The organism is Pseudomonas sp. D1-1 (assembly GCF_051132225.1).
Lineage (GTDB): Bacteria > Pseudomonadota > Gammaproteobacteria > Pseudomonadales > Pseudomonadaceae > Aquipseudomonas.
Window position 1 is genome coordinate 1,569,083 of sequence record NZ_CP071676.1, and the last position, 25,123, is coordinate 1,594,205.

A 25,123-nucleotide genomic window follows, 5' to 3' on the forward strand; every position below is an offset into this window, starting at 1 on the left:
CGCTCAGGACCTGATGATTATTTTGAGGTGTCCGGGTTTGAACGGCCGCGCAGGATACGGACTTGCCTGGAGCGACTCAAGTGCGCTGCGACGGCGCATCTGGAGGCGTGACGATGGAGCGCATGCATAAAGCTTTCCTCTTGTTCTTATTGTTGATGCGCAGGCGGCCGCTGACGGGCGACCGGTCGTGTGCCGGCCTGCCTGTCTGCGGTATTGCGGGTGGAGCGGGGTGTGTCTGGCCGGACTAGTTGGTGCGTGCGCCCTGGGTGATCCAGGCGCCGATCAGGTCACGTTCCTGCTGGGTCATCTGGGTGATGTTGCCCAAGGGCATGATCTGGGTGGTCACGGCCTGGGCCTGGATGCGTGCGGCCTGTTGCTGGATCTGCTGCGGCGTATCGAAGATCACCCCGCCTGGCGCGGCGCTGAACAGCGGACTGGTGGGCTTGGCCGAATGACAGACCGAGCAGCGCTCCTGGATCACGCTGTGGACCTTTTCAAATAACGGGCCCTGCGCAGTGGACGCCTGGGCGGGCGCCGTTGCCGGAGCGGCTGGCGCCGCGGCCGGTTTGGCCCCGCCGCCCACCGCCGTTTCCGGCAACGGTTGATACTCGATCACGCCAGGAGCCTTGGCGACTTCCGGTGCCGTTGGCATTGGCTTGGGCCCGGTGACGTAAGCCAGGCAGATCATCGCCAGGGCGCCGACCGGCAGCGTCCAGGCGAACCGGTTGCTGTCATGGCGAGTGTTGAAGTAATGACGCACCAACACGGCCGCCACGGCGATCCCGGCCAGGATCAGCCAGTTGTACTGGCTGCCGTAGGTGCTCGGGAAGTGGTTGCTGATCATGATGAACAGCACCGGCAGGGTGAAGTAGTTGTTGTGGCGCGAACGCAACAGGCCCTTGGCCGGCAACGCCGGGTCAGGCGTGCGGTTCTCGGCGATGGCCGCCACCAAGGCGCGCTGTGCCGGCATGATGATGCGGAACACGTTGCCGACCATGATCGTACCGATGACGGCGCCGACATGCAGGTAGGCGCCGCGACCGCTGAACACCTTGCTGAAGCCGTAGGCCGCGGCGATCAACAGCACGAACAGAATCAGGCCGAGCAGGGCGGGGCGCTTGCCGAGTGCCGAGTCGCAGAGTGCCGAATAGACGAACCAGCCAACGAACAGTGAACCGATGCCCAGGGCAACACCCTCGGCGCCGCTCAGGCTGCTGCCGGGAGCCAGCAGGTAGACGGTCGGGTTCCAATAGAACACCAGGCACAGCAGGGCGATGCCCGACATCCAGGTGAAATAGGCTTCCCATTTGAACCAGTGCAGGTTGTCCGGCATGGACGGCGGCGCGAGTTTGTATTTTTCCAGGTGGTAGATGCCGCCACCGTGGATGGCCCATAAATCACCGGCCAGGCCGCTCCGGGGATTGACGCGATTGAGGTTGTTTTCCAGCCAGACGAAGTAGAACGACGCGCCGATCCAGGCCACGCCAGTGATCATGTGAACCCAGCGCACGCTCAGGTTCAGCCATTCCAGCATATGTGCTTCCACAGTCTTTACCTCTCGCCCGTCACCCTTGTCTTCGGGTGATCGGACCTTCTCTTATTGGTGGGGGGCGAGGATCAAGTACTCATCCTCTTGAAAAAAATGCTCATCGCAGTTGTTGCCTGTGCCACTGCGATCAACCACCAGGAAGTCATCCCGCTTTTCGATCGTCAGCACCGGGTGGTGCCAGACGCCGCGATGGTAATTGATGCCCTGCCTGCCGTTGGTGACGAAGGCGCGGACCAAGCCTGATACAGGTGCATCGCCAAGTGGCGCGACCACGATCAGAAAGGGGTTGCCGAGCAGCGGAATGAAGGCCTGGCTGCCCAGCGGATGGCGCTCCAGCATGCGCACGGTCAACGGCATCTGCAGCGCGTCGGCGCGGAAGATGCTGATGATCGCGTGGTCGTCCGGCGTGGCGGTCTCGACCGTCGCCAGGCGGTGGAAGCGCATGGTCGAACCGTTGTTGATCATGAAGTGATCGCTGCCGTCGGTTTCGATCACGTCACCGAACGGGGCGAAGGCTTCTTTGGTCAATGGCTCGATCTTGAGTGTGCGCATGCTGGTCTTCTTAACCTTGAATTCGTTGTTGTCTGTTCTATTGCTATCGCGAGCAGGCTCGCTCCCACATTTGACCGCATACCCCTGTGGGAGCGAGCCTGCTCGCGATTGGCTTCACTGCTATTTAGCGACCTTGCCCAATACCCGCAGGCGGCTCACGCCACCGTCCGGGAACACGTTCAGGCGGATGTGCGTGATCGGCCCCAGCGCCTTGATCTGCTCGGCGAAGGTGTGTTCGGCGTGCATTTCCAGCTTCTGGCTCGGCAGCAGTTCGCGCCAGAACAGCGACTGGGTTTCGATCTGGCTGTCGGTGCCGCCTTTGACGAACGCGCCCTGGATCGAGCAGCTGTCCGGGTAGTTGCCCTTGAAGTGCAGGGTATCGACGACGACTTTCTCAACAATGCCGGCATGGCCCAGGGCGACGATCACCCAGTCATTGCCGGGGGTGCGCCGACGGGCGGTTTCCCAGCCGTCGCCCATGTTCACGCCACGGCCCGGGTTGAGGATGTTGCTCATGCGGCCGAAGTGTTCATCGGAGCAGGCCAGGGCACGGCCACCGTTGAGGGCGGCGGCCAGGTCGATCTGTTCGTTGTCGCCGACCGCGGACCAGTCGCGGTACGGAATGCCGTAGACGCGCAGGCGGGCCACGCCGCCGTCCGGATAGATGTTGAAGCGCAGATGGCTGAACGCCTGGTCATTGCTGATTTCGTGGTAGTGGTGGCTGTCGCCCTTCAGCTCGACGGCCGACAGCACTTCGGTCCACTGGGTGTTTTCATCCGGCTCGCCTTCAGCCAGGAAACAGGCTTCCAGGGAGGCCGACGGTGGGTAATTACCGGTGAAGAACGAGGTGTCGATATCCACGCCCTTGATCGAGCCCGGCACGCCCAGGCGGATCACCGCGCTGTCGTAGCCTTCGAAACGCTTGCGGCGCGACTCCCAGCCGTCCATCCATTTGCCGTTATCGTCGAACACACCCTCCTTCCACACGGCCGGGGTCGGCTGGAACAGGCGGTTGGCATCGGCGAACCAGTCATCGGTCACCGAAATGATCCTGGTGCCCAGGCGGGCGTCGGCCAGGTTGACGAATTTCTCGAACGGTACGGCGTAAGCTTTCATTCTTCTTGTCTGCCTTTGATAAGTTGGCTGGGGATGCTTGCAGGACCTGGTCTTGAGGTGCTGCTCGCTAAAGGGTCAGTAATCGGAACAACGCGATCTTGTTGATCTCTGCCAATGCGCATTTGAATTCGGCATCCGCCGAGTGGTGAATGCGCGTTTCGAACGCGGCAAGGATCTGGTGCCGGTTGCTGCCTTTTACCGCCATGATGAAGGGAAACTTGAACTTGGCCTTGTAGGCCTCGTTCAGCTCGGTGAAGCGCTGGAACTCTTCGGCCGTGCATTGGTGAATACCGGCGCCAGCCTGTTCGTTGGTGCTGGCTTCGGTCAGTTGGCCCTGGACGGCGGCTTTGCCGGCCAGGTCCGGGTGAGCGTTGATCAGCGCCAGCTGGCTGGCGTGGTCGGCACTCAACAGGATGTCGCTCATGCGCTGGTGCAGGGTTTCGATCTGGTCGATCGAGGGATCCTGGCCTAGGTCGAAGGCCTTTTCGGCCACCCATGGCGAATGTTCGTAGATGTCGGCGAAGGCTTCGACGAACGCTTCGCGGCTCAGGCGGGAAGGCTTGAGGGTCTGGAAGGCAGTCATTTCGAAACTCCCGGATACGGGTGGGTCTGCTGCCAGTGGCGTGCAATGTCGACCCGGCGGCTGAACCACACCTGTTCGTGGCCCTTGACGTATTCCAGGAAACGCTTGAGGGAGGCGAGGCGGGCAGGGCGGCCGATCAGGCGGCAATGCAGGCCGATGGACAACATCTTCGGTGCTTCGGCGCCTTCGGCATACAGTACGTCGAAGGCATCCTTGAGGTACTGGAAGAAGTCGTCGCCCTTGTTGAAACCCTGCACCTGGGTGAAGCGCATGTCATTGGTGTCGAGTGTGTAAGGGATTACCAGGTGCGGCTTGCCGGTGGGGTTATTCGGCTCCCAGTACGGCAGGTCGTCGTCGTAGGTGTCGCTGTCATAGAGAAAGCCGCCTTCTTCCATTACCAATCGCCGGGTATTGGGGCCGGTGCGTCCGGTGTACCAGCCCAACGGCCGCTCGCCGGTAAGTTCGGTGAGGATGCGGATCGCTTCGAGCATGTGTTCGCGCTCCTGCGCTTCATCCATGTACTGGTAGTCGATCCAGCGATAGCCGTGGCTGCATATTTCATGGCCGGCGGCGACCATGGCGCGGATCACGTCCGGATGGCGCTGAGCGGCCATGGCCACGGCGAAGATAGTCAGCGGGATATCGAATTGCTTGAACAGCTTGAGGATCCGCCAGACGCCGGCACGGCTGCCATACTCGTACAGCGACTCCATGCTCATGTTGCGCTCGCCCAGCAACGGTTGCGCCGAAACCATTTCCGAGAGGAACGCTTCGGACTCACGATCGCCATGCAGGATGTTGCGCTCGCCGCCTTCCTCATAGTTGAGTACGAAAGACAGGGCGATTCGGGCATTGCCCGGCCATTGCGGGTGGGGAGGGTTACTGCCGTAACCGATCAGGTCGCGTGGGTAGTCAGCGCTCACTGCAGTCTTCCTTCTTCTTCGAACCATGTAGGTGGCGCCTTGGGGGTGGATCACAGGCTGGCGTCACGATGATGGGCTGATTGTATACAACTTTATATTCTACTTGTAAGCCTGTTTTTTGCATTTTTCACCGCGACCGTCGGTTTGTCTACACTGCAAGAAATCTGCCCACTTGGTCAATTTACCCTTCACAAGCCTTTGTCGAAGCAGGGGCGGACCGGGAGTCGGGCGGAACCATCGTCAGGCGCCGTGCAAGAGAAAAATTCATTTTTTATTGTGTACAATTTATGTTTAAAGTGTCTTAATTCGAAAATTGCCGCAGCGTTAATGCTTCACAATGGTGCGGCCTGTCTTTCAACTGACTCAGGAGGCGCCGTGCCTGGTCGCCTTGCGGCAAGGCACGCACAATCAATGGGACGTCTGACTACACACGTTTTGGATGCTGCACACGGTTGTCCGGGCAGCTTGATCAGGATCGAGCTGTACCGCGTCGAAGGTTCGCAAATGCAGCTGGTCGCCAGCGCATTGACCAACAGCGATGGCCGTTGCGACGCACCGCTTCTGCAAGGGGATGACTACCGCAGCGGGGTCTACCAGATTCAATTCCACGCCGGCGACTACTACCGCGCCCGTGGCGTGCAATTGGCCGAGCCGGCGTTCCTTGATGTGGTGGTGCTGCGCTTCGGTATTTCGCAGGAGCAGGAGCATTACCATGTGCCCCTGCTGATTTCGCCTTACGCCTATTCAACCTATCGAGGCAGCTGAGCCCCCAAGCAGCTGCCTTGCCCTGGAAGCGACTGCGCATAGAGCTTCTATGGTTTTTAGCCCGCTCACACTGCGGGCTTTTTTTGGCCTTGAAAAAGAGCTTGTCTTCGAGGCCGCCTTCGCTCGCTCCCACAAGGTTTCGTGAACACCAGTAATCCAGTGTGGGAGCGAGCCTGCTCGCGAAGCTTTTGCTTTTCAGCGGCTCAACAAAGAAGCCGCCCCCGCCCCACTGAACAACCCCGCACTGACCCGGTTGAACCAGCTCTGACCCTTGCCGGTACGCAGATACCGGGCGGCGCCGTGGGCACCCAGGCCATAGGCCAGCTTGCACAGCAGGTCGAGCACGGTCCAGGTGGCGATCATGATCAGCAGTTGCGGCAGGAATGGCTGCTCGGCGCTCAGGAATTGCGGCAGGAACGCCGCGAAGAAGAGGATGTCTTTCGGGTTGCTCGCGCCCAGCACGAATGCCCGGCCGAACAGCGCGCGAAACCTTGGAGTGGCGGTAGCCTGGGGCACTTCGGCGCCCTGGGATGGCTGGTGCGATTGCTGCCAGCTCTGCCAGGCGAGGTAGAACAGATACAGCGCGCCGACAATTTTCAGGGCGCTGAACAATTGTTCCGAAGCCAGCAACAGCGCCCCGAGCCCCAGCGCTGAGGCGCTCAACAGGCAGATCGAGGCGACCACCCCACCGAGGAATGCCGGATAAGAACGGCGCAGACCGTAGTTGAGGCTGTTGCTGATCATCAGCAGCGACAGCGGGCCGGGGATGAGGATCACCACCAAGGCGGCGCCACTGAACAACAACCAGGTTTCCAGATTCATTGCTTTGCTCCTGATGCACAAAAGCCTCACCCGACGGGGTGAGGCGGATACAGACGGGGCCCGCTTACAAGAAGATGAACTTGGCGATAAAGATCGCGCAGAGCACCCACAGGCTGACGGATATTTCCTTGTGTTTACCGGTGCCGGCCTTGAGTACCACGTAGGTGATGAAACCCAGCGCGATGCCATCGGCGACCGAGAAGGTCAGCGGCATCATGATGGCGGTGACGATGGCTGGAATACTGTCGGTCGCTTCGTCCCACTCGATGTGGGCCATGCCGCCCATCATCAGCATGGCCACATAAATCAAGGCGCCGGCCGTTGCATAGGCAGGAATCATCCCGGCCAGCGGGGCAAAGAACATGGCGGCAATAAATAGCACACCGACCGTCACCGCCGTAAGCCCCGTGCGGCCGCCGGCTGCGACGCCGGCCGCGCTTTCCACATAGCTGGTCACTGGCGGAACACCGACCATCGCGCCGAATACGCTGGAGGCGCTGTCGGCCTTGAGGGCCTTGGACAGGTTTTCGATCTTGCCGTCGGGCTTTACCAGGCCAGCGCGCTGGGCGACGCCCATCAAGGTGCCGGCGGTGTCGAACATATGCACGAACAGGAAGGCCAGCACCACACTGATCATGCTGACGTTGAACACGCCGGCGACGTCCATCGCCATCCAGGTCGGAGCCAGGCTCGGCGGCGTCGACATCACGCCGTTGTATTGCACCAGTCCCAGGCCCCAACCGGCCAGGGTCACGGCAATGATGCTGATCAGGATCGCGCCGAACACGCGGTGATAGCTCAGCACGGCGATCATCAGGAAACACACGGCGGCCAGCAGCGGTCCTGGCTCATGCAAGGAACCCAGCTTGATCAGCGTCGCCGGGCTGTCGACGATGATACCGGCGGTCTTCAGGCCGATCAGCCCGAGGAAAAGTCCGACCCCCGCGCCCATGGCGTAGCGCAGGCTCACCGGAATGCTGTTGAGCAACCACTCACGCACCCGCGACAGGGTCAGGAACATGAACAACACCCCGGAAACGAACACCGCGCCCAGCGCGGTTTCCCAGTTGTAGCCCATGGTCCCGACGACCGTGTAGGTAAAAAAAGCGTTCAGGCCCATGCCCGGCGCCAGGCCTACCGGCCAATTGGCATACAGGCCCATCAACAGGCAACCCAGGGCGGCGGCAATGCACGTAGCGACGAACGCAGCGCCGTGATCAATGCCCGCGTCGGCCATGATGTTGGGGTTGACGAAGATGATGTAGGCCATGGTGATGAAGGTCGTCAGGCCGGCGATCAGCTCGGTCTTCACCGTGGTGCCGTGCAAGCTGAGTTTGAAGATTCGCTCCAGCCAGCCACTGCGTAGTGGCGGCGAAAGGTCCAGGGTCTGGGCTTCGGGTTTGCGGCTTTCCACAGCGAGTACTCCTCAAGAGTCTTATTGTTATTTCAGCACCGCGTGCTCCCTGAGGAGGGCTGCGAGGCATTGAGGCGGTAAGGCTGGCGAAGTAGTTGACCTTTTGGTCAGGAACTCGCACGAAGCGAATTATGCTTTTGTATACAAATAAAGCAAATAATGTTTTCTGTTTTGTTGACGAAAAATCTGTGCATAGGGATATATCGTTCTTGAAGACGCCTTCGCGAGCAGGCTCGCTCCCACATGAGGAGCCTTGTCGAACACAAATGCCATGTTCAACGAGATCACTGTAGGAACGAGCCTGCTCGCGAAGGGGCCGCATGGCTAAACGAGTTCGCTAGTCGCTGGATTTCCCCAACCCCAGATTCACCGCCAGCCACCCATCCACCGCCGCTTCCCCCGCCTCGGCAAACACCCGTTCAAGCAATTTCACCTGCTCGCGCCGTAACGCCTGTTCAAAGCGCGCGCCCTCGGCGGTCAGTTCCAGCAGCCGCTTGCGCTTGTCGGCCTCGGAGGCAACGCTGTTCACCAAATGCATTTCCATCAATTGCCGCAGCGGCATGTTCAATGCCTGTTTGCTCACGCCAAGCAGCGCCAGCAGCTCCTTCACACTCAATGATGGATAACGGGCGATGAAAAAAACGATGCGCTGATGCACGCGGCTCAAGCCCCGGCGCTCAAGCATTTCATCGGCTTTGGCGGTGAACGCCTGATAACCGAAGAAGAACGCTTCCATGGCCATTTGTTGGGAGGTCGGATTTTTAAGGTCAAGCATATTGACGTTTCCAGAGGCGGCGCGGTAATTTCGGTCAAACAGTTTGACTCATTTTTCCGACGCCTTGCTACAGGTGACCCCATGGCTTTTTCCGAACGTGTCTCGCGCCTCAAAAGTTCTTTGATCCGGGAAATTCTCGCCGCGGCGCAGCGCCCGGAAGTGATGTCGTTTGCCGGCGGCCTGCCGGCCGAAGCCATGCTGCCGAAGGTGCAGTGGGAGGACATGCCGCTGTCCATGGGCCAATACGGCATGAGCGAAGGTGAGCCGGCCTTGCGTGAAGCGCTGGCAGCGCAGGCGCGATCGTTGGGCCTGGCTTGTGAGGCCGGTCAGGTATTGGTCGTGAGCGGTTCCCAGCAAACCCTCGATCTGGCGGCAAAGCTGCACATTGACGTCGGCACCGAGATCCTGCTCGAAGCGCCGACCTACCTTGCGGCTCTACAGATTTTCCATTTGTTCGGCGCCAATTGCATCACCGTGCCCCTTGAAGCGGATGGCCCGGACCTTGAGCAATTGCGGGCCCGGCTGCAGCAGCATCGACCGGCGTTCATCTACCTGATCCCAACGTTCCAGAACCCTTCGGCGGTACGCTACAGCGAGGCCAAGCGCGATGCGGTCGCGGCACTGCTGGACGAGTTCGGCGTGACGCTGGTGGAGGACGAGCCCTATCGCGAACTGACCTTCGATGGTGGCAGCGCCACGCCAATTGCCGGCCGTTTGAAAAAGGCCAGCTGGATCTACACCGGCACGGTGTCGAAGACGCTGCTGCCTGGGTTGCGTGTGGGTTACCTGATTGCCAGCCCGGACCTGTTCCCGCATTTGCTACGGCTCAAGCAGTCAGCGGACCTGCACACCAATCGCATCGGCCAGTGGCAGGCGTTGCAATGGATCGGCACCGAGCAGTACCGCAGCCATTTGAGTGAATTGAGGGATTTCTACCGGGATCGCCGCGACAGGTTCCAGGCCGCGCTGCAAAAGCATTTCGCCGACATCGCCGACTGGAACGTGCCCCAGGGCGGGCTGTTTTTCTGGCTGACCCTCAAGCAACCGCTGGATACCCGGACCTTGCTTGCCGCAGCCCTGGAGGAGGACGTGGCGTTCATGCCAGGAGAACCGTTTTTTCCCGAGCCGGACAAGCATCCCGGGCACTTGCGGTTGAATTTCAGCTATATCGATCCGGCGCGGCTGGATGAAGGGCTCAGGCGACTGGCGGGGGTGGTGCGGGGGGCTTTGGCTGCCGAGGCGGCTTGAGGCTTGGGTTGGATCGACCGGCCTCTTCGCGAGCAGGCTCGCTCCCACACGGATCTCTGGGTGATTGCAAACTTGTAATCAACACCGGCCTCCTGTGGGAGCGAGCCTGCTCGCGAAAGGGCCATCAACCCCAGCACAAACCCTCAGACCGCCGAAAACCGCTTATCCAGATAATCAATGATCACATTGGATTCATACATCCAGGTGGTCTCGCCATTCTCTTCAATGCGCAGGCAAGGCACCTTGATCCGGCCACCCTGTTCCAGCAGAGTCTGGCGATCCTGCTCGTTGTTTTTCGCATCGCGCAGCGCCACGGGCACGTTGAGGCGGTGCAGGGCGCGGCGGGTCTTCACGCAGAACGGGCAGGCATGGAACTGATAAAGCGTCAGGCTGCGGGCCGCCTGGTCGACTTGCGCCTGGGCTTCGGCCGAGCGCTTTTTCTTGCCGGGGCGAGTAATGAAATCGATGAAGATGATGAGCTGGCCCAGACCAACTCGAAGCGCTTTGACGATCACGGTGCAAGCCTCGAAGCAGGGAAGAAGAGGGCGCGCAGCTTACCTGATTTTTGCCAGGCGAAAAAAAACCGGCGATCAATGCCGGTTTTCTTGATGCGTCGCTTTACTTGATCAGGCTGAGAAATTCCATGCGGGTCGCCGCGTTTTCACGGAATTCACCGAGCATCACCGACGTGATCATCGAAGAATTCTGTTTTTCCACACCGCGCATCATCATGCACATGTGCTTGGCTTCGATCACCACTGCCACGCCCATGGCCCCCGTCACCTGCTGGACCGCATCGGCGATCTGGCGGCTGAGGTTTTCCTGGATCTGCAGGCGACGCGCATACATATCGACGATACGCGCGACTTTCGACAGGCCCAGCACCTTGCCACTCGGAATATAGGCCACATGGGCCTTGCCGATGAAAGGCAACAGGTGGTGCTCGCACAGCGAGTACAACTCGATGTCCTTGACCAGCACCATTTCGCTGTTGTCGGAGCTGAACAAGGCACCGTTGGTGACTTCTTCCAGGGTCTGTTCATAACCGCGGCAAAGGTACTGCATGGCCTTGGCAGCGCGCTTGGGCGTGTCGAGCAGGCCCTCGCGGGAAACGTCCTCGCCGAGTTGCCCGAGGATCGCGGTGTAATTCTGTTCCAGTGTCACAGAGGCTGATTCCATAAGGGTTTCAGGAGGGTACTTGTTCTGTCTGTACCAATTTTGTACCAATCAAGCTGTTTTCGAGTTTCCCGAGTTCGCCCCAGTCGGTGCTGGAGTTGATCCATCGGGCATAGGTCGAGAGCAACATCTGAACGCTGTGACCCAGCTGAGTGGCAATAAACGCAGGGTTCATACCCGCCATGAGGCACATGGTAGCGTATGTGTGTCGGCAGTTGTATTGCCGGCGGGCGCGAATCTCCAATTCGGTCAGCGCCGCCTGGAAGTGTTTGTCGGTGACGCTGGATTGCTGGATGAACTCGAAATTTTTTGTGGGTGGGAACACATAGGGCGATTTCGGCTGCTTCCTGCGGCTCTGTTTCGCACGCTGCTCGGCGATGTGCTCCGCCACCTGAAGGGCGTGCAGGGCACGGCTGTTGAGCATGACTTGCCGTTCATTGCGGGTTTTGGTGCGCTCCTCGATCTTATAGTCCGCGACGATCCGACACACGTTGGCTAGGCGCTTGTCCTTGTCTATCTCGCCCCAGCGAAGGGCTGCTATCTCGCTAGGGCGCATACCGGTATAGAAGGCGAACTCGAAGTAAGCCGCGTAGATCCGCATCGAATGGGTCAGCGTCTTATAGAGGTGTTCAATGATGGCGTTGGCTTCCGCCACCGTGAAGGGGTCGATGGGCTTTTTCGTTTTCACGGGAAGCTCGATGGACTCGACCGGGTTGCGATTGATCAGCCCATCTTTGACGGCAGTACTGAACACTGTAGTGAGTCGCTGGATTGCCGAACGCTTAACGCCCGGCGATTTCCATTCAGTATTGGCTACGATTTTGCGCAGCAGCACCGAGGTGATGCTATCGACGGGTAGCAAGGCGAGGTGAGGCATCCAGTACAGATTGAGGGATGCCCGGTAGTTCTTGCGTGTGCCTGCTACGACCTCCCGACTGTTTAACCACTCCTGAGCATACTCCCCGAAGCGGGGAGTAGCCGAGTAGGTGGCATAAGTGGAGTTGGGAAACAGCTCGGCATAGCGTTGGTCATCGAGCACGCCATGCTTGATCAGGCTGGTTACGTTAGCGCGTAGATCGGATGCCGCTTTAATGCCTTTCGGTGTCTGGGGATAGGGGAGGGTTTCGCAACGGCGTTGCCCGTTCCATGTGAAGCGAATCCTGACGGACTGGCCGACAAATTCAACTCCGGTGGGCAATCCCATTGGCTTTCGAGCCATGCCTCATATCTCCTGATGCTGTAATAGATGCGGTTGTCGATGGTGTTCCAGACGCCTTTAGGGATGACCCCTCTGGCACGTTTGCCCTGCAGTGCTCGGCGGGTCGTACCGACCAGTTCGGCCATTTTGTCCTCGGGAATCTTGTCCACTTGGAACTGCAGCGGTGGCGGCTCTGTTGTGGTGTCGAAGTGCGTATACCCCAAGGCAGGCTGCGCGGACGGGCGGTGCTGAGCTATCAGCGTGGCTTCAGATGCTGCTGCCTGGCGCAGCCTTTCGTGGGGTATAAGTGCCTCGGCAGTGGCTTGGAAAGAAGCAGTAATGCCTGCTGCTGCGCAGCAGAGGCTGTTGTTTACAGGCGCGTCGACCCAACTGGCGCTACGGAGCAAAGCGGACTGGGTTTGCGGGGCGTTCTGTTCCTGCTTCATGCCGCTTTCCTCCGGTGTTCAATAGCGAGTTGGTCCATCAGTCGCTGGTGGTACGTGAGCCGGGCTTCGGTGGGTGACCATGGCCGGATGCGTTCGGGCGCGGGTTCGATACCGACAAGGAAATCCCATGGGTCCGGATCGGGCGGCATCAGGTCGCGCCGTTCGGTGGTCAAGGCGATCAGGTCGGCTTGGTGCACGCTTGCGGGGAGGTCGATCTCCAAGCCAAAGCGCTCGCAAATACGCCCCCATATGACGTCCTCGAATCCACGGTAGTAAGGCATCCACTCTTTGAGCGGCCGGGTCATGTCGCCCAGGTAAGCCTCGGTGGCGTCGTGGAGCAGGGCGGAGAGCTTGTGCTCGGCCGGCACCAGATCCGCAACCAAGCAACTATGCTGGGCCACGCTGTAGAACTCGTGGGTGTGCCCGTTGAAGCGGCACAAATGAGCGAGCGAGTGCGCAATGTCTCGTGGGTCGATCATGTCGGCGTCCGGTTCGAACAGGTCAAAGCGTTTGCCGGTATGCGTGAGGATCCAATTCATGCTGCCTCCTTGACCAGGTCGGCGAGTAGCAGGGCGTTCTGGGTGTCCTTGTGCAACTTGCGCAGGGCGTCGTAGCCGATCAGCAGCGACAGTTGCCGGTCGAACTCCTTGCGGAATCGAGTCACTTCGCGCAGTTCGGCGGTGGCTTTGGCGTGTTGCTGGTGCAGCACGCCGGCATCTTGAGGTGAGAGGCGTAGCATCGGGCTGTGGCGGCTCATGCTGCGTCCTCCACTTTGACCTGATCCAGTAGAGCTGCAATCTCCAGAGTCTTTGTGCGCAGTCGATGGGTGCGGATTTCTTGCTCGGTAGACTTCAGTGCCTTGAACGTTTCGGCTGCCAATTGCAGCTGCTGAGCAACGGCTAATAGGGTATCGCGGTCTTTTTTACCGAGCTTCGAGGCGGCAAGGGCGCGCTCGTATTGAGCATATAGTTCCTTTCTGCTCGCTCTCGACTGATTGAGTAGTAAGTTCAGATCCCGGATCGTCCCTGATGAGTCGGATCTCTGTATTGCTTTGCCTTCCTCAATTCCTTCAATCTGTCCCGCAGCACGTCCGTCGAGCAGCCCGCCTCGGTAGCCGGTCCAGTAGATAAGGGCCGCGCCGACTATCAGGCCGATCAACGCGCATATTTGAATTGCAGTCATGTGGTGTGCTCCTGGTGGTGTTGGTGGCTGGTGGTGGCAGCCGTTACGGTTGGACTTCTTCCGTTGCGTCGGCGTGGGCCTTCGCGTGGACTTCGTCGGCCTTGTAGGCCTGGATGTCGATCAGTGCAGCGACGTGGCGGATGTGCGCGTATTTCGGTGCCTTGCGGCTGCTGTCCAGCGTGGTCACGGGCAGTTGAATGCGGCCGCTGGTGATTTCGGCTGCAAATGACTGCTCGTTAAGGTTGCGGAAGTACTGCACGCGCAGCTTTTCGAGGGGGATAAGAACGTCGCCGAAGGTGCGATACAGCAGCTCGACGGTGGCCGTCTCCGGTGCTGGCATCAGGCGCAGCGGGTTTTGAGGCTGGCTAGTCATGAGGCTTTGGGCTCTCCATGCGTTTGTTTCGGGCCGGGTGATTCCAGGCATTGAGGCAATGGCGTTTGGTCAGCTCGCGCAGATGCTCCGGCACCTCAAGGAGCGCGGCGTTGCGCTCCTCTCGGGTGCGTAGGGCAATGATCTGGCGGGCGTATTCCCTAGGCCACGTCACGGTTGTCTGCCGGGATGGCAGGAAGGTCGAGGCCCAGTTGTTCTGCTAGCCAGGGGATGCCGGCCTGCCGGACGCGTGTCGATTGGCTGTACTGCATGCCCAGCGTGTCGTGGTACCAGTTGCTGTCCTTGACCCGAAGGTATTCACGGTCGCGGACGGGGAACGCCGGCAGGTTGCGGTCGGTGAGCAGACCCTTCTCACGCATGAGCTTGATCAGGGTGGGGCGGGTCAGGCCAAAGTGCTTGGCGGTCTTTTCGAGATTGCGCTCCATGGCATACCTCCTATGCTGCGTGCGCGGCGGGTGTTGCCAGCGCAGCCAGGTGGTTGATGGATTCGCAAACCTGCTCGTACATCTCGGCGTCGGTGCCGTACGCGGTGAAGCACTTGGTACGCGGGCTTTTAATGCCGATGCTCATGACTACGGTGATGCCCGAGCGTGTACGTGTGCGGTGCACGGCGAGTCGGATCGGCAGTTCAAAGCCCAGGTCCAGGTCGATAAATCCGCCCGTGCAAACCAGCCTGTAAACTTGTTCGCGCTGCTGGGCGCTGAAAGCGCCGTACTCGCGCTCAGCATGTCGTACCGGATGCTGTTCGCCAGTCTGGTCAAAAGGGCCGTTGACGATCTCCTCAATGAAGTCGGCCAGCTTCAGGTGAGTTTTCTTGGTGTTGGGCAAAGTCAACGTGTGGCGCTCTGAGCCCAGCTCAATGGTGAAGGTGCTGTCCGCCTTGTTGCGTTCAACCTTCAACCGAAACGCCAGCACATCGCGTCGAGGCGTTGACCGTAGGGTGTGGTTGATAGTCCCGCTGAGGTTTACCTGGGCGCTAAGCAACGTCAGTGCGCGGTTGTCGATCTTGAATTTGCTCATGCCGCCCGTCCTCCGTCGTTTGGATCGAAGGACGCCGGTGCGCTACGGGCCTGTTGCTTGGGTTTAGACGGGATGAATGCGCAGCCGTAGATGCGGGCCAGACGCCTTACTTCGAAGATGCGGGTTAGGTCGGCAACTGCCGGATGGATGTGAATGGATGCTGTGGTGTGCATGGTTTTGCCTCGCTCTGTGGTGGAAGAGTGAGTCGATAGTTAACCACAAAGGTTAATCTGTCAAAAATATTTTTACCTTCTAGGTAATTTTTTACCCTGGGCGATACCCATCTCGACTTTTCTGATGGACAGAATGGTGGCAAAGCAATAGCTTTACCCTAAGCTTTCCAGCGTCCACGTACAGGGAGTTTTCTGATGGCGTCGCCTCTTTCCGATTTAGATGAACTGGTTTTGAAATGCCGGGACGAAAAGGCCAAGAGCTATATTCGCGAGGCTGTAGCATGCTATAAATCTGGTGCATTTCGCTCATCGATTGTTTCGACTTGGATTGCCGTGGCTTTTGATATCATCGATAAATACAAGGAGTTATCCTTGGCAGGTGATAAGCAAGCCGAGGGAGTAATACATGCCTTCGAAGCGGCGCGAGTGGCGAATGATATCTCTGCCTCTTTGAAGTTTGAACGAGAGCTGCTAACTAATGCTCGAGACAAATTTCAACTGATATCGCACGTTGAGTTTACAGATTTAGATCGGCTACAACAGGACCGTAATAGATGCGCTCATCCATCAATGACCGTAGATAGTGAAATTTTCAACCCTCCTGCCGAACTCGCAAGGGTACATATGAGATCGGCAGTTGAGTATTTACTCCAGTACCCACCTGCTCAAGGAAAGTACGCGCTTGGCTTGTTGCTCAAGGAGGTTGACTCGGGCTATTTTCCCGCCGATACAGAGAAGGCAGTCGTTGCGTTTAGAAACGGCCCTTTGCTTAAGGCGCGTTCGGCTCTCGTGACCAGTTTCATTGTGGTTCTTTTAAAGAAATTTTTCTCGGGTTTAACGCTTAAAGAAGAGCTGCAAGTTTCAACTGCGCTTAAAGCGATTGAAACGATGCATAAAGTCGTATATGACCAAACAATGGCGGAAAAGCTTTCTCCAGTTGTTCGTGCTTTAGACGCAGAGGATCTCGATAACGTTCTCACCCTACTTACCTTGTTAGACGACGCATGGGTTATGCTTGATGAAGATCAGCAGCAGAGAATTTCTGCCTACGTTGAAGAGCTGCCTACCGATAATTTTGACCAGTTAATCCCCCTGTTGGCACTTGAAGGCTTAGAGGTACCTGCGAAAAACCGAGTTATGAAAGCTAATCGTTCGGAAATTAATCGCTCAAAAACAACCTTATACAATGACGTCGTCGGGGAGAGGGTGGCCGAGCTATTCGCTATCTCGCCTTCTTTTGCTATGGCAAATGACTTTGGTCACACGGTTATCAGGTTCGCGAACCATTTTACCAAGCAACAAGTCCTTGACTTAATTCGAGCGTGTGGAACAAATGATCAAATCAAATACAGCTTTGTAGTGGGTGCTGTAATATCTGCTTTGAAGGATAATAAGCAAGTTGAGCTTGGGGAGTTGAATGCTGTTTTGATTGAAGTAGGTCTGGAAGAGTATGTTAATGACCCTGAGCAGATAGGAGATGACCTAGAAGACCAGTCTCCGGATGCGGCATAGAACTATCATTCTGAGTTCAGATTTTTTGATCTGGGCTCAGATATCTATAGGTCTGATATTTTCCATCTTGCTCTTCCACAGATGGTCCATTCTTCGGTCATTCTTATAATTCTTTCCGGCCAGTCAGGGTTTAGCGCATAGAGATACTGCTCATTCCCTTCTTGCTTCAATTGCTTGAGTGTTGCCGCTTGATCTCTGGTTCTTTTTGCGGCAACAAAATGACCAGGTAGAGCTTCTAGAGAGGGATCGATGACTATTTTATCGCCCTCGACGAATTTCGGCTCCATGCTCATTCCTTCGACGCGAAGTATGAAAGCCCGAGGCCCGACAGGTCCGGGGGCATCGATCCATTCCTCCGCATCACGCGGATCGAAAACTATATCCGACTCACACCATGCCCCGGCGGCGATAGATCCAATAACAGGCAATTTACGTCCTGTGTGACTCAATACGGTCGCATTATTGAATTCGCCTATTCCAAAAGGCATGTCTAGATAACCGGTGTGAAGACTTAATGCCTGCTCTATTTCCCGGGCAATCTGATCACCAATACCTTTCGTGGGATTCTTCCCACCGAACGCGCTCACTTGAGCCGGTGCTTTGCCCAAAAGGTCAGCGATGTCGGTCAAGCGGAGTTTTTTCTCAGCCAAGACTCTTCGGAAATTCTGCAGGCGCGTGTCTGAAATCTTCATGCCGGGAGTTTGACTTTTTTAACCTTTACGGTGAATATCCAAAAAGGTGTTGAAAAAATTAACCTAGATGGTTAAATTTGCGCCAGGAGGTACCACACATGAATCTGCGCGATTACATCAACAATTTGGGTCCCGAGGAGCTCATGGCTTATGCAGCGCGTTGCAGCATAGCGGTTAGCTATCTAAGGCTACACGTCAAGTACGCGAGCAAAGATCCCAGCGTCTCGCTGATCAAGTCATTGACCCGCGAAAGCGAAGGCTGCGTCTCCCTTGCCGAAGTGCTAGAGCATTTTGGTATTACCGAAACGATTGTATCCAAAGCTGCTTAGCTAGAAAAAAGGCGACCCTAAGGCCGCCCAGTTCCTCCCGACACGCACCACCACAGCGCTGTCCGGTCGCGATACAGGTAGGCGGGCACACCACATGCAAACCACCTTCCTTTATCGCGCTTTTCCAAGGCTCGGAAGCCTTGGTGTTGCTGCCTTCTCCACCACAGATTGGGCAGCTGTTGCGCCAGGGGTGAACAACGGATTGTTCGCCCCGGCACGGTGCCGGTATCGATCCCTAAGATCTAGCCGGCGTTTGGGCCCTTTCAAGCCACGCGGCAAATGTATCACCACTGCATGTCGCGCGGCACTGGCAACTTATAAGGATTAATGCCATGAGCCGAATCGCTCTGAGTTGCGTCGAACGAGCACAGCGGGAAGTCCTGCCGCTCGATCTGGCGCTTTACCATGCCGCTCGGGACTACCCTGGCGGCGCCGCTGCAATTGCCGCCACCACCGGCCGAAACCCCACCACGCTGCAGCACAAGCTGTCCCCCACGCACCCCAGCCATTCGGTAAACATTCAAGAGTTTGGCGAGATCCTCGAACTGACGAAGGACAGGCGCATCCTGGATGCGGTGCATGCCTTGGTCGGCGATACGATCTGGCACGAGCTGTCTGAGGTGTACACCACTGACATGCCGGAAACCCTGACCGTCGGCCTTGCTGAGTACTTTCGGCAGGTGGCAGATCTGGCCGACACCTGGGCCAAGAGCATTGGTGATGGGGTGGTCAGCGATCAAGAGCTGGCCGCGATCCGCCTGCAGGTGTTTCGAGGTATCCAGGGGCTGCTGGGCTTGTTCAACCGCGCCACGTACGTCAACCAGACAACGCGGGGTGATGGCCGTGGCTGATATTGCTGATTTCGCCAATGATCTGGTGCAGGAGCGAATCGATCAGGCGCTTGCTGCTCGCAGTGCGTTCAAGCCGGCGTTGCCTGGGCATTCGTTGTTGTTCTGTGAAAGCTGTGACGATCCGATCCCCGAGGCGCGGCGACTGGTCCAGCAGGGCTGCACGCAGTGTGTGAATTGCCAGTCCATCGATGAGATGCGAGAGGCTCGCCATGCTCGATGACGTGCTGAATCAGTTTGCGGACTTCGGTCTGGAGCCCGCGCAGCCACTGCTTTACGGCAAGCTGACTCGATGCAAGACCGTCCTGGATAAGGGCAAAGAGAAAAACGGTTGGTACGTTCTACACGAGCACCACACCGAGAAAGGCGAAACTTTGATCTTCGGTGCGTTCGGCGACTGGCGTACAGGGGAAACGCAAAAGATCAAGGTGAAGCCTGGCCGGATGACGCCTGAAGAGCGTGAAGTCATGCGCGCTCGTCAGGAGGAAGCCAAGCGCAAGGCCGCCGAGAAGGCTGCCAACGCTGCCCGTCGAGCGGCTAACCGTGCTGCTGGTTTATTCAAGCGGATGCCCGAGAAGGGCCGTAGCGCCTACTTGGACCGAAAGCAGATCGTGGGCCTCGGCGTTCGTTATGCTCCGCGCTCCGGCGCGGTTTTGGTGCCCATGCAAAACGCTCGGGACCAGATCGTCGGGTTACAAGTGATATTCCCCGAGAAGCAAGAGGACACCGGCCGCGACAAGTCTTATTGGCCCTATGGGATGGCGAAGGAAGGCGCCTTCCACCTCATTGGTCCGCACCCTGAGCCGGGTGAGCCAGTGCTGGTGTGTGAGGGCTACGCCACCGGTGCAAGCCTGCACATGGCGACCTCGTTGACGGTCGCCATTGCCTTTGATGCGGGCAACCTCATGACGGTCGCCAAGGCAATGCGCGAGCGGTTCCCGGGGCGTCCACTAATCATCTGCCGGGATGATGACTGGAAAACCAAGCGCCCGAATGGCGAGCCCTGGAACCCAGGTGAAGAGAAAGCCAACAACGCGGCAACGGTTGTAGGCGGTCAGGTAGTAGGTCCGATCTTTTCGGGGGAGCGAGAGGACAAGTGGACCGACTTCAACGACCTGCACTGTGCTGAAGGATTGGAGGCGGTGCGCCGCCAGGTACTGGCGGTGGTCAAGCCACCTGCAGCGGGTGGCTGGAAAGACCAGCTGGCCCGCACTGAAAACGGCATGTTGATCGCGCACATGCAAAACGTAGAGCTGATCCTGGGCAACGACGAACGTTGGGCCGGTGTGATTGGCTTCAGTGCGTTCAGCTCCAAGATCGTCAAGCTGCGTGCTGCCCCGTATGGCGGCGGTGTCGGCGATTGGGCCGACATTGATGACATGCTGGTCATGAAGTGGCTCGCGCAACAGTACAACCTGCGGGTCAAGGCGAGCAGCGTTATTGAAGCTGTCAGTGTTGTTGCACATGACCATGCCTTTCACCCGGTACGCGATTATCTCAATGGCTTGGAGTGGGATCGGGTACCTCGGCTCGACACCTGGTTGACAGACATCATGGGCGTAGCCCCGACGGATTACAGCTCCAAGGTCGGTAAGCGCTGGATGGTGTCGGCGGTCGGCCGGGTGATGCAGCCGGGCTGCAAGGCTGACTCGGTGATGATTCTCGAAGGCGCGCAAGGTGCCGGTAAGTCCACCGCCATGTCGGTCTTGGGCGGCGCTTGGTTTATGGACACTCCTTTCGCCTTGGGCGACAAGGATGGGTTCCAGGCCATTCGCGGAAAGTGGATCGTTGAGCTGGGAGAGCTGGACAGTTTCAACAAGGCCGAGTCCACCAAGGCAAAGCAGTTCTTCTCGGCCTCGACGGACACTTACCGCGAGAGCTATGGCCGTAGAACGATGGACGTGCCACGCCAGTGTGTTTTCGTGGGTACGACGAACCAGGATGAGTACCTGAAGGATGCCACAGGGAACCGTCGGTATTGGCCGGTGGCTTGTACCAAGGTGGACCTTGATAAGTTGCGCGAGATCCGCGACCAGCTGTGGGCCGAGGCGATGTTTTGCTATCAGTCCGGCGATATCTGGTGGGTCAACCGGGAGGAGGCGCCGCTGTTCGCCGAGGCGCAGGAAGAGCGCTTTGTGGTGGATGAATGGGAAGGCCCGATTCTGGCCTGGCTCGAAGAGTCTCAGATTGGCGAAACCGCGACCGGCACCGACATTCTTCTGGGGGCTTTGAAGCTGGACTTCGGTCACTGGGGCAAACCAGAACAGATGCGGGTCGGGGCAATCATGCACCGGTTGGGTTGGCGCAAGGTCCGGCAACCTGCTCTGCGTAAGAGCGGCATCAGGCCTTGGGCTTACAAGAAGCCAGAAAACTGGGGCAGGTCATCGAACCTTGAGCAGCAGCCGGTTGAGGAGCCATGTTTCGATGATTAAGGAGATCGACGCGCGGCTGCGCAAATGGGCCGAGGAGCTGCATAGCGACCTTAGTGCCGGCGGGCTCGCCGGTGGGAACATGGTTGCCATGATGATGGAGAGCAATGGACAGCTGATTCGAGGCCGGCGGGCGTTCCGTGCGCCGCTGGAAGGTTCGCTTGATATCGAGCTGATCGTGACCAAACATCTCGATCCTCTGCATGTGCAAATCGTGCGAGAGCACTACTGCAACCAGGACAGCGACATGCGCTTGAAGTATGCCCACTGCGGCTGCGGGCGCGACACCTACTACCAGCGTCTGCATGACGCGCACCTGTGCATCTATTGGCTGCTGATGGGAGTTGCTGCTTGACCTCGTTTGCGTCCGTGGCTGTCCTACCGGCTCGCCTTGTCCCACTGCTGTTTGATGCAGTTGGACAAGTGCGGGCCGCGCTGTTGTTGAGCTGTCCTACTGTCCAACCTTCCGGCACGTCCCGCCCATGTGTGAGCGTAGCGGGAGCGCATACGCGCCCATGGCGCGGACGCGTGCTCTTAGCTTTTTCTCTTTACGGGAGAGAAGAGAAAATAAAGTAGGACAGTGGGGCAGGCCCCGATTCTAGGCGCCTGTAGCTGTCCTACTTCGATCCGAGATAGTGGGACAGGAAGGACAGCGCCCCAGGCGCTGGAAGCCGAAATAAAGATATTCGCCGACATTGCCTAGGCGTTCACCAGACATTCACCGGGTGGCATTAAAACGGCCTTGCTGCCACCGGAATCGACCTGTAAAAAGTACTCATCTTCGATAGGTGCGACCGCATAAAGCGGCAGGCACCACACACCAAACCCGGCCCTTGCGCCGGGTTTTTGCGTTTAAGGGGCGGGGCAATGACGAACGAGCAGCAAGCACTGGCAGAAATGCCGATCTGGTTAGTAATTCTTTTGGCCTTGGTCGGCGGCGTATCGGGGGAGATGTGGCGGGCCGACAAGGATGGGGCGCGGGGCTGGGCGTTGTTGAGGCGCCTGGCACTGCGGTCCGGTGCCTGCGTTGTCTGCGGGGTGTCGGCGATGATGTTGATGATCGCCGCCGGCATGTCGCTCTGGACAGCGGGCAGCCTGGGCAGCATCACCGCGATGGCCGGCGCCGATGTCGCCATCGGCCTTTACGAACGCTGGGCCGCCAAGCGGCTGGGTGTAGCAGAGGCACCGCCGGCCGGTGGCGGGCAGGGATGATTTTGACGCCGGGGACCCTGCCGTTTTCCCTGGGGTACGGGGTCGCAAACCCGCGGGAAAGCGTTAGCGGCAGGGTTGCCAGCTTACTGAAATTCAAGCCATTGAAATTGAAAGGTCTGCATTGAAAAGCCGTTGAAAGGAGGGCTCATGACAGAACCACAGTACCTGTCGAAGAGCGCCTTCGCGGCCCGGATCGGCAGGGCGCCGAGTTACATCACCTGGTTGAAAAACAACAACCGGCTGGTGCTCAGTGCCGACGGCAAACAAGTTGATGTTCAGGCCAGCGAAGCGTTGATTCGCGACACTGCCGACCCGAGCAAAGCCGCCGTCGCCGAGCGTCACCAGCAGGACCGGATTCAGCGTGACGTGTACGGCCAGCTTTCAACCTCGGTTGAGCCGACTTGCACGGCTGCGCCGCCGCCCGCGAACACCCCTGCGGGGCAGCTCCCCGATTTCCAGAAAGCCCGCGCTCTGCGCGAGCACAACTTGGCCCAGCTCGCGGAAATCGAGCTGCACAAAGCCAAGGGATCGCTAGTCGCATTACCCGCTGTGAAATTGGGTGCCTACAACGCTGGCCGCCTCCTGCGCGATCAGCTGTTCGGCATGCCGCCACAGCTGGCGCCGGAGCTGGCGGTCATGACTGACCCCTGGGAAATCGAAAAGCACCTGACGGCGGCCTTGCGCCGCACGCTGGAGGACGCGGAGCGCTTGTCCTCGGCGGACCTTGAACACGCCCTGAACACGAGTTGAGCCTATGCCCACGGAAATTCCTGACGGTGCAGAGGTGTACCGCGAGGCGTATTTCCGTGGGCTGCGTCCCGACCCGGATGTCTGGATCGATGTATGGGCCGACGAATACATGCGCATCCCGCGTGACACCGGTGCCGCCGAGCCCGGCCAGTACCGCACTTCGCGCACGCCGTATGCCCGCGAACCCATGCGTTGCTTGTCACCGGCTCACCCCTGCAAACGCGTGGTGACCATGGTCGCCTCGCAGTTGATGAAAACCCAGATCGCCTTGAACTGGATCGGCGGCCTGATCCACATGGCGCCGTCGAACATTCTGACGTTGCTGCCGAGCCTGGGCTTGGCGAAGCGGGTCTCCTCGCGGATTGGCAAGACCATCAAGGCTACGCCGGTACTGCGTGAACGGGTGGCGTCCAGCCGCTCGCGAGACTCACGCAACACCATGGACACCAAGGAGTTCGAAGGCGGTTCGCTGTACGTCACCACAGCCGGCTCGGCGGCCAACCTTTCGGAGTTATCGGCGCGCTACGTCTACGGCGACGAGATCGACCGCTGGGAAGTGGACATCGGCGAGGAGGGTGACCCCATCGAGCTGGCGGAAACGCGGGGTAGTACGTTCGGTCGCAATGCGAAGTTCTACTTCTCCAGTTCGCCAACCATCAAAGGTGCCTCGCGGATCTCCGACCTGTTCGAGGGCAGCGACCAGCGTCACTACTACGTGCCGTGCCCCACCTGCGGCCACATGCAGACTCTGGAATGGGAAAGCTTGCACTACTCGCGGGACTTCAGCGTGGTGCACTACCAGTGCGCAGGCCCTGATTGTGACGTGCTGATCGAGGAGTACCACAAGGCCGAGATGCTCGCCAAAGGCGAATGGCGCGCCCATGCCGAGGGTGACGGCGAGACGGTAGGGTTTACCCTCAACGCCTTGTATTCACCGCTCGGCTGGATGGACTGGAAATCCCTCGCCAAGCAGTTCGAAAAGGCTAAAAAAGCCCAGGCCAAGGGCGACCTTGAACCGATGCAGGTGTTCTATAACACCCGTTTGGCGAAGGTGTGGGACAGCGCCCAGGAGCAAACCAAGGCCGATACCCTGAAGCACCGGGCACGCCTGGAAAACTTCACCCTCGGCTCGATGCCGGCCGGCGTGCTCATGGTCACCGGCGCCGTTGACGTCCAGGCCAACCGCCTAGAGTTCATGGCGATGGGCTGGGGCGTCGGCATGGAGCGCTGGGTCATTGACTACCAGATCGTCGCGGGCGACCCGGCTGACGACCGCACCTGGGCGGCGCTGGACGAGTTGCTCAAGGCCAAGTATCGGCATCCATGCGGTGTTGGCCTGGGCATCCTGGCAACGGCTGTCGACTCCGGCGGTCATCACACCGACGAGGTTTATCAGTTCTGCCGCGTGCGCCGCTGGCGAAACGTGTTCGCCATCAAGGGCGCGAGCAAGCCCGGCAAGCCGGTGATTGCCCAGCGGCCGTCCATGGTGGATGTGACCTGGAAAGGCCAGACAGAACGCAACGGCGCCGAGCTGTGGTTTGTCGGTACCGACACGGCGAAAGACTGGATCTACAACCGCTACCCATTCGAGTCCGGCCCGGGCGCGTTGCACTTTGCCAGCGACTTGCCGGACGACTTCTTCGCGCAGTGCGTGGCCGAACGTAAGGTCGCCCGATATGTGCGTGGTCACAAACGCATCGAATGGGTCAAGGGCAAGGCTGAGCGCAACGAGGCCCTCGACCTGATGGTGTACTGCCTTGCCATGGCGCATTACCTGGGCATCAACCGCTACAAGGAGCACGACTGGGAGCGGGTCCGTCAGGCCTTGGCGCAGTCTGGGTTGTTCGATGACGCGTTGGGCATCAAGCCCGTGCAGGGCGAACGAGTCACTCAGCCGGTTCCGGCGGCCTTGTCACAACCAACACCGCAACCCGTCGCCCAAGCGGCTCAACCACGATCCGCTACGCCACCCCCTCAACGCCGCAGTTCCACTAGCGGCTATCTGAAGAGACGCTGAT

30 protein-coding genes are annotated in these 25,123 nt (G+C 58.8%); 11 read left to right on the top strand and 19 right to left on the bottom strand.

Features of this window, described 5'->3' with window-relative positions:
• Window positions 1–244: 244 nt before the first annotated feature.
• From J3P86_RS06980 to puuE, 5 genes are all read right to left on the bottom strand, one after another.
• Window positions 245–1,546, bottom strand: coding sequence for a urate hydroxylase PuuD (locus J3P86_RS06980; protein ID WP_434699734.1), 1,302 nt, complete (start codon window positions 1,544–1,546; stop codon window positions 245–247).
• A gap of 51 nt (window positions 1,547–1,597) precedes the next feature.
• A complete protein-coding gene (locus tag J3P86_RS06985; protein ID WP_434699735.1) occupies window positions 1,598–2,101 on the bottom strand; it encodes an ureidoglycolate lyase in 504 nt (167 codons plus the stop codon).
• Between the two features lie 120 nt (window positions 2,102–2,221).
• Window positions 2,222–3,217: an allantoicase gene (gene alc / locus J3P86_RS06990; protein ID WP_434699736.1), complete on the bottom strand. Its 996-nt coding sequence runs from the start codon at window positions 3,215–3,217 to the stop codon at window positions 2,222–2,224.
• Between the two features lie 67 nt (window positions 3,218–3,284).
• A complete protein-coding gene (uraD, locus tag J3P86_RS06995; RefSeq protein WP_434699737.1) occupies window positions 3,285–3,800 on the bottom strand; it encodes a 2-oxo-4-hydroxy-4-carboxy-5-ureidoimidazoline decarboxylase in 516 nt (171 codons plus the stop codon).
• Window positions 3,797–4,723 (bottom strand): allantoinase PuuE, encoded by a 927-nt coding sequence (puuE, locus tag J3P86_RS07000; protein ID WP_434625345.1) that lies wholly within the window; start codon window positions 4,721–4,723, stop codon window positions 3,797–3,799. The genes uraD and puuE overlap by 4 nt, the downstream gene beginning before the upstream one ends.
• 411 nt (window positions 4,724–5,134) lie before the next feature.
• Here puuE and uraH point away from each other — a divergent pair, with 411 nt between their 5' ends.
• Window positions 5,135–5,488, top strand: a complete 354-nt coding sequence (gene uraH, locus J3P86_RS07005; protein WP_434699739.1) for a hydroxyisourate hydrolase — start codon at window positions 5,135–5,137, stop codon at window positions 5,486–5,488.
• A gap of 195 nt (window positions 5,489–5,683) precedes the next feature.
• On the opposite strand, the gene J3P86_RS07010 is transcribed toward uraH, so the two are convergent.
• The 3 genes from J3P86_RS07010 to J3P86_RS07020 all read right to left on the bottom strand — a co-directional run bounded on the left by J3P86_RS07010 (window position 5,684) and on the right by J3P86_RS07020 (window position 8,499).
• Complete coding sequence (locus J3P86_RS07010; protein WP_434625341.1) at window positions 5,684–6,310, bottom strand: LysE family translocator; 627 nt, start codon at window positions 6,308–6,310, stop codon at window positions 5,684–5,686.
• Window positions 6,311–6,374: 64 nt separating this feature from the next.
• Window positions 6,375–7,724, bottom strand: a complete 1,350-nt coding sequence (locus J3P86_RS07015) for an NCS2 family permease (RefSeq protein WP_305496146.1) — start codon at window positions 7,722–7,724, stop codon at window positions 6,375–6,377.
• 337 nt (window positions 7,725–8,061) lie between these two features.
• Window positions 8,062–8,499: a MarR family winged helix-turn-helix transcriptional regulator gene (locus tag J3P86_RS07020; protein ID WP_434625339.1), complete on the bottom strand. Its 438-nt coding sequence runs from the start codon at window positions 8,497–8,499 to the stop codon at window positions 8,062–8,064.
• 81 nt (window positions 8,500–8,580) lie between these two features.
• Here J3P86_RS07020 and J3P86_RS07025 point away from each other — a divergent pair, with 81 nt between their 5' ends.
• Window positions 8,581–9,747 carry a PLP-dependent aminotransferase family protein gene (locus tag J3P86_RS07025; protein ID WP_434699740.1) on the top strand — a complete coding sequence of 389 codons (1,167 nt, stop codon included), beginning with the start codon at window positions 8,581–8,583 and terminating at the stop codon, window positions 9,745–9,747.
• A 143-nt stretch (window positions 9,748–9,890) separates the two neighbouring features.
• On the opposite strand, the gene J3P86_RS07030 is transcribed toward J3P86_RS07025, so the two are convergent.
• The 10 genes from J3P86_RS07030 to J3P86_RS07075 all read right to left on the bottom strand — a co-directional run bounded on the left by J3P86_RS07030 (window position 9,891) and on the right by J3P86_RS07075 (window position 15,160).
• On the bottom strand, window positions 9,891–10,262 hold the full coding sequence (locus tag J3P86_RS07030) for a glutathione S-transferase N-terminal domain-containing protein (protein ID WP_434625335.1): 372 nt from the start codon (window positions 10,260–10,262) through the stop codon (window positions 9,891–9,893).
• A 103-nt stretch (window positions 10,263–10,365) separates the two neighbouring features.
• Window positions 10,366–10,911: a GTP cyclohydrolase I FolE gene (gene folE / locus J3P86_RS07035; protein WP_434625333.1), complete on the bottom strand. Its 546-nt coding sequence runs from the start codon at window positions 10,909–10,911 to the stop codon at window positions 10,366–10,368.
• A 22-nt stretch (window positions 10,912–10,933) separates the two neighbouring features.
• Window positions 10,934–12,082, bottom strand: coding sequence for a tyrosine-type recombinase/integrase (locus J3P86_RS07040; protein ID WP_434700608.1), 1,149 nt, complete (start codon window positions 12,080–12,082; stop codon window positions 10,934–10,936).
• Window positions 11,983–12,567: a hypothetical protein gene (locus J3P86_RS07045; RefSeq protein ID WP_434699741.1), complete on the bottom strand. Its 585-nt coding sequence runs from the start codon at window positions 12,565–12,567 to the stop codon at window positions 11,983–11,985. Before J3P86_RS07045 ends, J3P86_RS07040 begins: the two co-directional genes overlap by 100 nt.
• Entirely contained in the window at window positions 12,564–13,106 is a 543-nt protein-coding gene (locus J3P86_RS07050) for a phosphohydrolase (protein WP_434699742.1), read from the bottom strand. Before J3P86_RS07050 ends, J3P86_RS07045 begins: the two co-directional genes overlap by 4 nt.
• The gene (locus J3P86_RS07055; RefSeq protein WP_072348350.1) at window positions 13,103–13,324 is read right to left on the bottom strand and encodes a hypothetical protein; all 222 of its coding nucleotides are present in this window, start codon (window positions 13,322–13,324) and stop codon (window positions 13,103–13,105) included. Before J3P86_RS07055 ends, J3P86_RS07050 begins: the two co-directional genes overlap by 4 nt.
• Window positions 13,321–13,749 (bottom strand): hypothetical protein, encoded by a 429-nt coding sequence (locus tag J3P86_RS07060; RefSeq protein ID WP_434699743.1) that lies wholly within the window; start codon window positions 13,747–13,749, stop codon window positions 13,321–13,323. Before J3P86_RS07060 ends, J3P86_RS07055 begins: the two co-directional genes overlap by 4 nt.
• Before the next feature lie 43 nt (window positions 13,750–13,792).
• Complete coding sequence (locus tag J3P86_RS07065) at window positions 13,793–14,122, bottom strand: pyocin activator PrtN family protein (RefSeq protein WP_434699744.1); 330 nt, start codon at window positions 14,120–14,122, stop codon at window positions 13,793–13,795.
• A gap of 158 nt (window positions 14,123–14,280) precedes the next feature.
• A complete protein-coding gene (locus J3P86_RS07070; RefSeq protein ID WP_081352390.1) occupies window positions 14,281–14,565 on the bottom strand; it encodes a phage antirepressor KilAC domain-containing protein in 285 nt (94 codons plus the stop codon).
• A gap of 10 nt (window positions 14,566–14,575) precedes the next feature.
• Window positions 14,576–15,160: a hypothetical protein gene (locus J3P86_RS07075; RefSeq protein ID WP_434699746.1), complete on the bottom strand. Its 585-nt coding sequence runs from the start codon at window positions 15,158–15,160 to the stop codon at window positions 14,576–14,578.
• A 368-nt stretch (window positions 15,161–15,528) separates the two neighbouring features.
• Here J3P86_RS07075 and J3P86_RS07080 point away from each other — a divergent pair, with 368 nt between their 5' ends.
• The gene (locus J3P86_RS07080; RefSeq protein ID WP_434699747.1) at window positions 15,529–16,845 is read left to right on the top strand and encodes a hypothetical protein; all 1,317 of its coding nucleotides are present in this window, start codon (window positions 15,529–15,531) and stop codon (window positions 16,843–16,845) included.
• A 44-nt stretch (window positions 16,846–16,889) separates the two neighbouring features.
• On the opposite strand, the gene J3P86_RS07085 is transcribed toward J3P86_RS07080, so the two are convergent.
• Complete coding sequence (locus J3P86_RS07085) at window positions 16,890–17,537, bottom strand: LexA family protein (RefSeq protein ID WP_434699748.1); 648 nt, start codon at window positions 17,535–17,537, stop codon at window positions 16,890–16,892.
• Between the two features lie 98 nt (window positions 17,538–17,635).
• On the opposite strand from J3P86_RS07085, the gene J3P86_RS07090 reads away from it, so the two are divergent.
• The 8 genes from J3P86_RS07090 to J3P86_RS07125 all read left to right on the top strand — a co-directional run bounded on the left by J3P86_RS07090 (window position 17,636) and on the right by J3P86_RS07125 (window position 25,122).
• Window positions 17,636–17,866: a hypothetical protein gene (locus J3P86_RS07090; protein WP_434699749.1), complete on the top strand. Its 231-nt coding sequence runs from the start codon at window positions 17,636–17,638 to the stop codon at window positions 17,864–17,866.
• 332 nt (window positions 17,867–18,198) lie between these two features.
• Window positions 18,199–18,717 carry a phage regulatory CII family protein gene (locus J3P86_RS07095; RefSeq protein ID WP_434699750.1) on the top strand — a complete coding sequence of 173 codons (519 nt, stop codon included), beginning with the start codon at window positions 18,199–18,201 and terminating at the stop codon, window positions 18,715–18,717.
• On the top strand, window positions 18,710–18,937 hold the full coding sequence (locus J3P86_RS07100; RefSeq protein WP_434699751.1) for a TraR/DksA family transcriptional regulator: 228 nt from the start codon (window positions 18,710–18,712) through the stop codon (window positions 18,935–18,937). Before J3P86_RS07095 ends, J3P86_RS07100 begins: the two co-directional genes overlap by 8 nt.
• On the top strand, window positions 18,927–21,146 hold the full coding sequence (locus J3P86_RS07105) for a VapE domain-containing protein (protein ID WP_434699753.1): 2,220 nt from the start codon (window positions 18,927–18,929) through the stop codon (window positions 21,144–21,146). Before J3P86_RS07100 ends, J3P86_RS07105 begins: the two co-directional genes overlap by 11 nt.
• Window positions 21,139–21,498, top strand: a complete 360-nt coding sequence (locus tag J3P86_RS07110; protein WP_053124085.1) for a hypothetical protein — start codon at window positions 21,139–21,141, stop codon at window positions 21,496–21,498. The genes J3P86_RS07105 and J3P86_RS07110 overlap by 8 nt, the downstream gene beginning before the upstream one ends.
• Before the next feature lie 512 nt (window positions 21,499–22,010).
• On the top strand, window positions 22,011–22,355 hold the full coding sequence (locus tag J3P86_RS07115; protein ID WP_417693736.1) for a phage holin family protein: 345 nt from the start codon (window positions 22,011–22,013) through the stop codon (window positions 22,353–22,355).
• Window positions 22,356–22,502: 147 nt separating this feature from the next.
• Entirely contained in the window at window positions 22,503–23,105 is a 603-nt protein-coding gene (locus J3P86_RS07120) for a hypothetical protein (protein WP_014339653.1), read from the top strand.
• A 4-nt stretch (window positions 23,106–23,109) separates the two neighbouring features.
• On the top strand, window positions 23,110–25,122 hold the full coding sequence (locus J3P86_RS07125) for a phage terminase large subunit family protein (protein WP_434699754.1): 2,013 nt from the start codon (window positions 23,110–23,112) through the stop codon (window positions 25,120–25,122).
• Window position 25,123: the final 1 nt, after the last annotated feature.

Coding starts and splice junctions, on each gene's coding strand:
- J3P86_RS06985 (WP_434699735.1), bottom strand. CDS start 2,101: ATGCGCACACTCAAGATCGAGCCATTGACCAAAGAAGCCTTCGCCCCG.
- alc (WP_434699736.1), bottom strand. CDS start 3,217: ATGAAAGCTTACGCCGTACCGTTCGAGAAATTCGTCAACCTGGCCGAC.
- uraD (WP_434699737.1), bottom strand. CDS start 3,800: ATGACTGCCTTCCAGACCCTCAAGCCTTCCCGCCTGAGCCGCGAAGCG.
- uraH (WP_434699739.1), top strand. CDS start 5,135: ATGGGACGTCTGACTACACACGTTTTGGATGCTGCACACGGTTGTCCG.
- J3P86_RS07010 (WP_434625341.1), bottom strand. CDS start 6,310: ATGAATCTGGAAACCTGGTTGTTGTTCAGTGGCGCCGCCTTGGTGGTG.
- J3P86_RS07020 (WP_434625339.1), bottom strand. CDS start 8,499: ATGCTTGACCTTAAAAATCCGACCTCCCAACAAATGGCCATGGAAGCG.
- J3P86_RS07025 (WP_434699740.1), top strand. CDS start 8,581: ATGGCTTTTTCCGAACGTGTCTCGCGCCTCAAAAGTTCTTTGATCCGG.
- J3P86_RS07045 (WP_434699741.1), bottom strand. CDS start 12,567: ATGAAGCAGGAACAGAACGCCCCGCAAACCCAGTCCGCTTTGCTCCGT.
- J3P86_RS07050 (WP_434699742.1), bottom strand. CDS start 13,106: ATGAATTGGATCCTCACGCATACCGGCAAACGCTTTGACCTGTTCGAA.
- J3P86_RS07055 (WP_072348350.1), bottom strand. CDS start 13,324: ATGAGCCGCCACAGCCCGATGCTACGCCTCTCACCTCAAGATGCCGGC.
- J3P86_RS07060 (WP_434699743.1), bottom strand. CDS start 13,749: ATGACTGCAATTCAAATATGCGCGTTGATCGGCCTGATAGTCGGCGCG.
- J3P86_RS07065 (WP_434699744.1), bottom strand. CDS start 14,122: ATGACTAGCCAGCCTCAAAACCCGCTGCGCCTGATGCCAGCACCGGAG.
- J3P86_RS07070 (WP_081352390.1), bottom strand. CDS start 14,565: ATGGAGCGCAATCTCGAAAAGACCGCCAAGCACTTTGGCCTGACCCGC.
- J3P86_RS07075 (WP_434699746.1), bottom strand. CDS start 15,160: ATGAGCAAATTCAAGATCGACAACCGCGCACTGACGTTGCTTAGCGCC.
- J3P86_RS07080 (WP_434699747.1), top strand. CDS start 15,529: ATGGCGTCGCCTCTTTCCGATTTAGATGAACTGGTTTTGAAATGCCGG.
- J3P86_RS07085 (WP_434699748.1), bottom strand. CDS start 17,537: ATGAAGATTTCAGACACGCGCCTGCAGAATTTCCGAAGAGTCTTGGCT.
- J3P86_RS07090 (WP_434699749.1), top strand. CDS start 17,636: ATGAATCTGCGCGATTACATCAACAATTTGGGTCCCGAGGAGCTCATG.
- J3P86_RS07095 (WP_434699750.1), top strand. CDS start 18,199: ATGAGCCGAATCGCTCTGAGTTGCGTCGAACGAGCACAGCGGGAAGTC.
- J3P86_RS07105 (WP_434699753.1), top strand. CDS start 18,927: ATGCTCGATGACGTGCTGAATCAGTTTGCGGACTTCGGTCTGGAGCCC.
- J3P86_RS07110 (WP_053124085.1), top strand. CDS start 21,139: ATGATTAAGGAGATCGACGCGCGGCTGCGCAAATGGGCCGAGGAGCTG.
- J3P86_RS07115 (WP_417693736.1), top strand. CDS start 22,011: ATGACGAACGAGCAGCAAGCACTGGCAGAAATGCCGATCTGGTTAGTA.
- J3P86_RS07120 (WP_014339653.1), top strand. CDS start 22,503: ATGACAGAACCACAGTACCTGTCGAAGAGCGCCTTCGCGGCCCGGATC.
- J3P86_RS07125 (WP_434699754.1), top strand. CDS start 23,110: ATGCCCACGGAAATTCCTGACGGTGCAGAGGTGTACCGCGAGGCGTAT.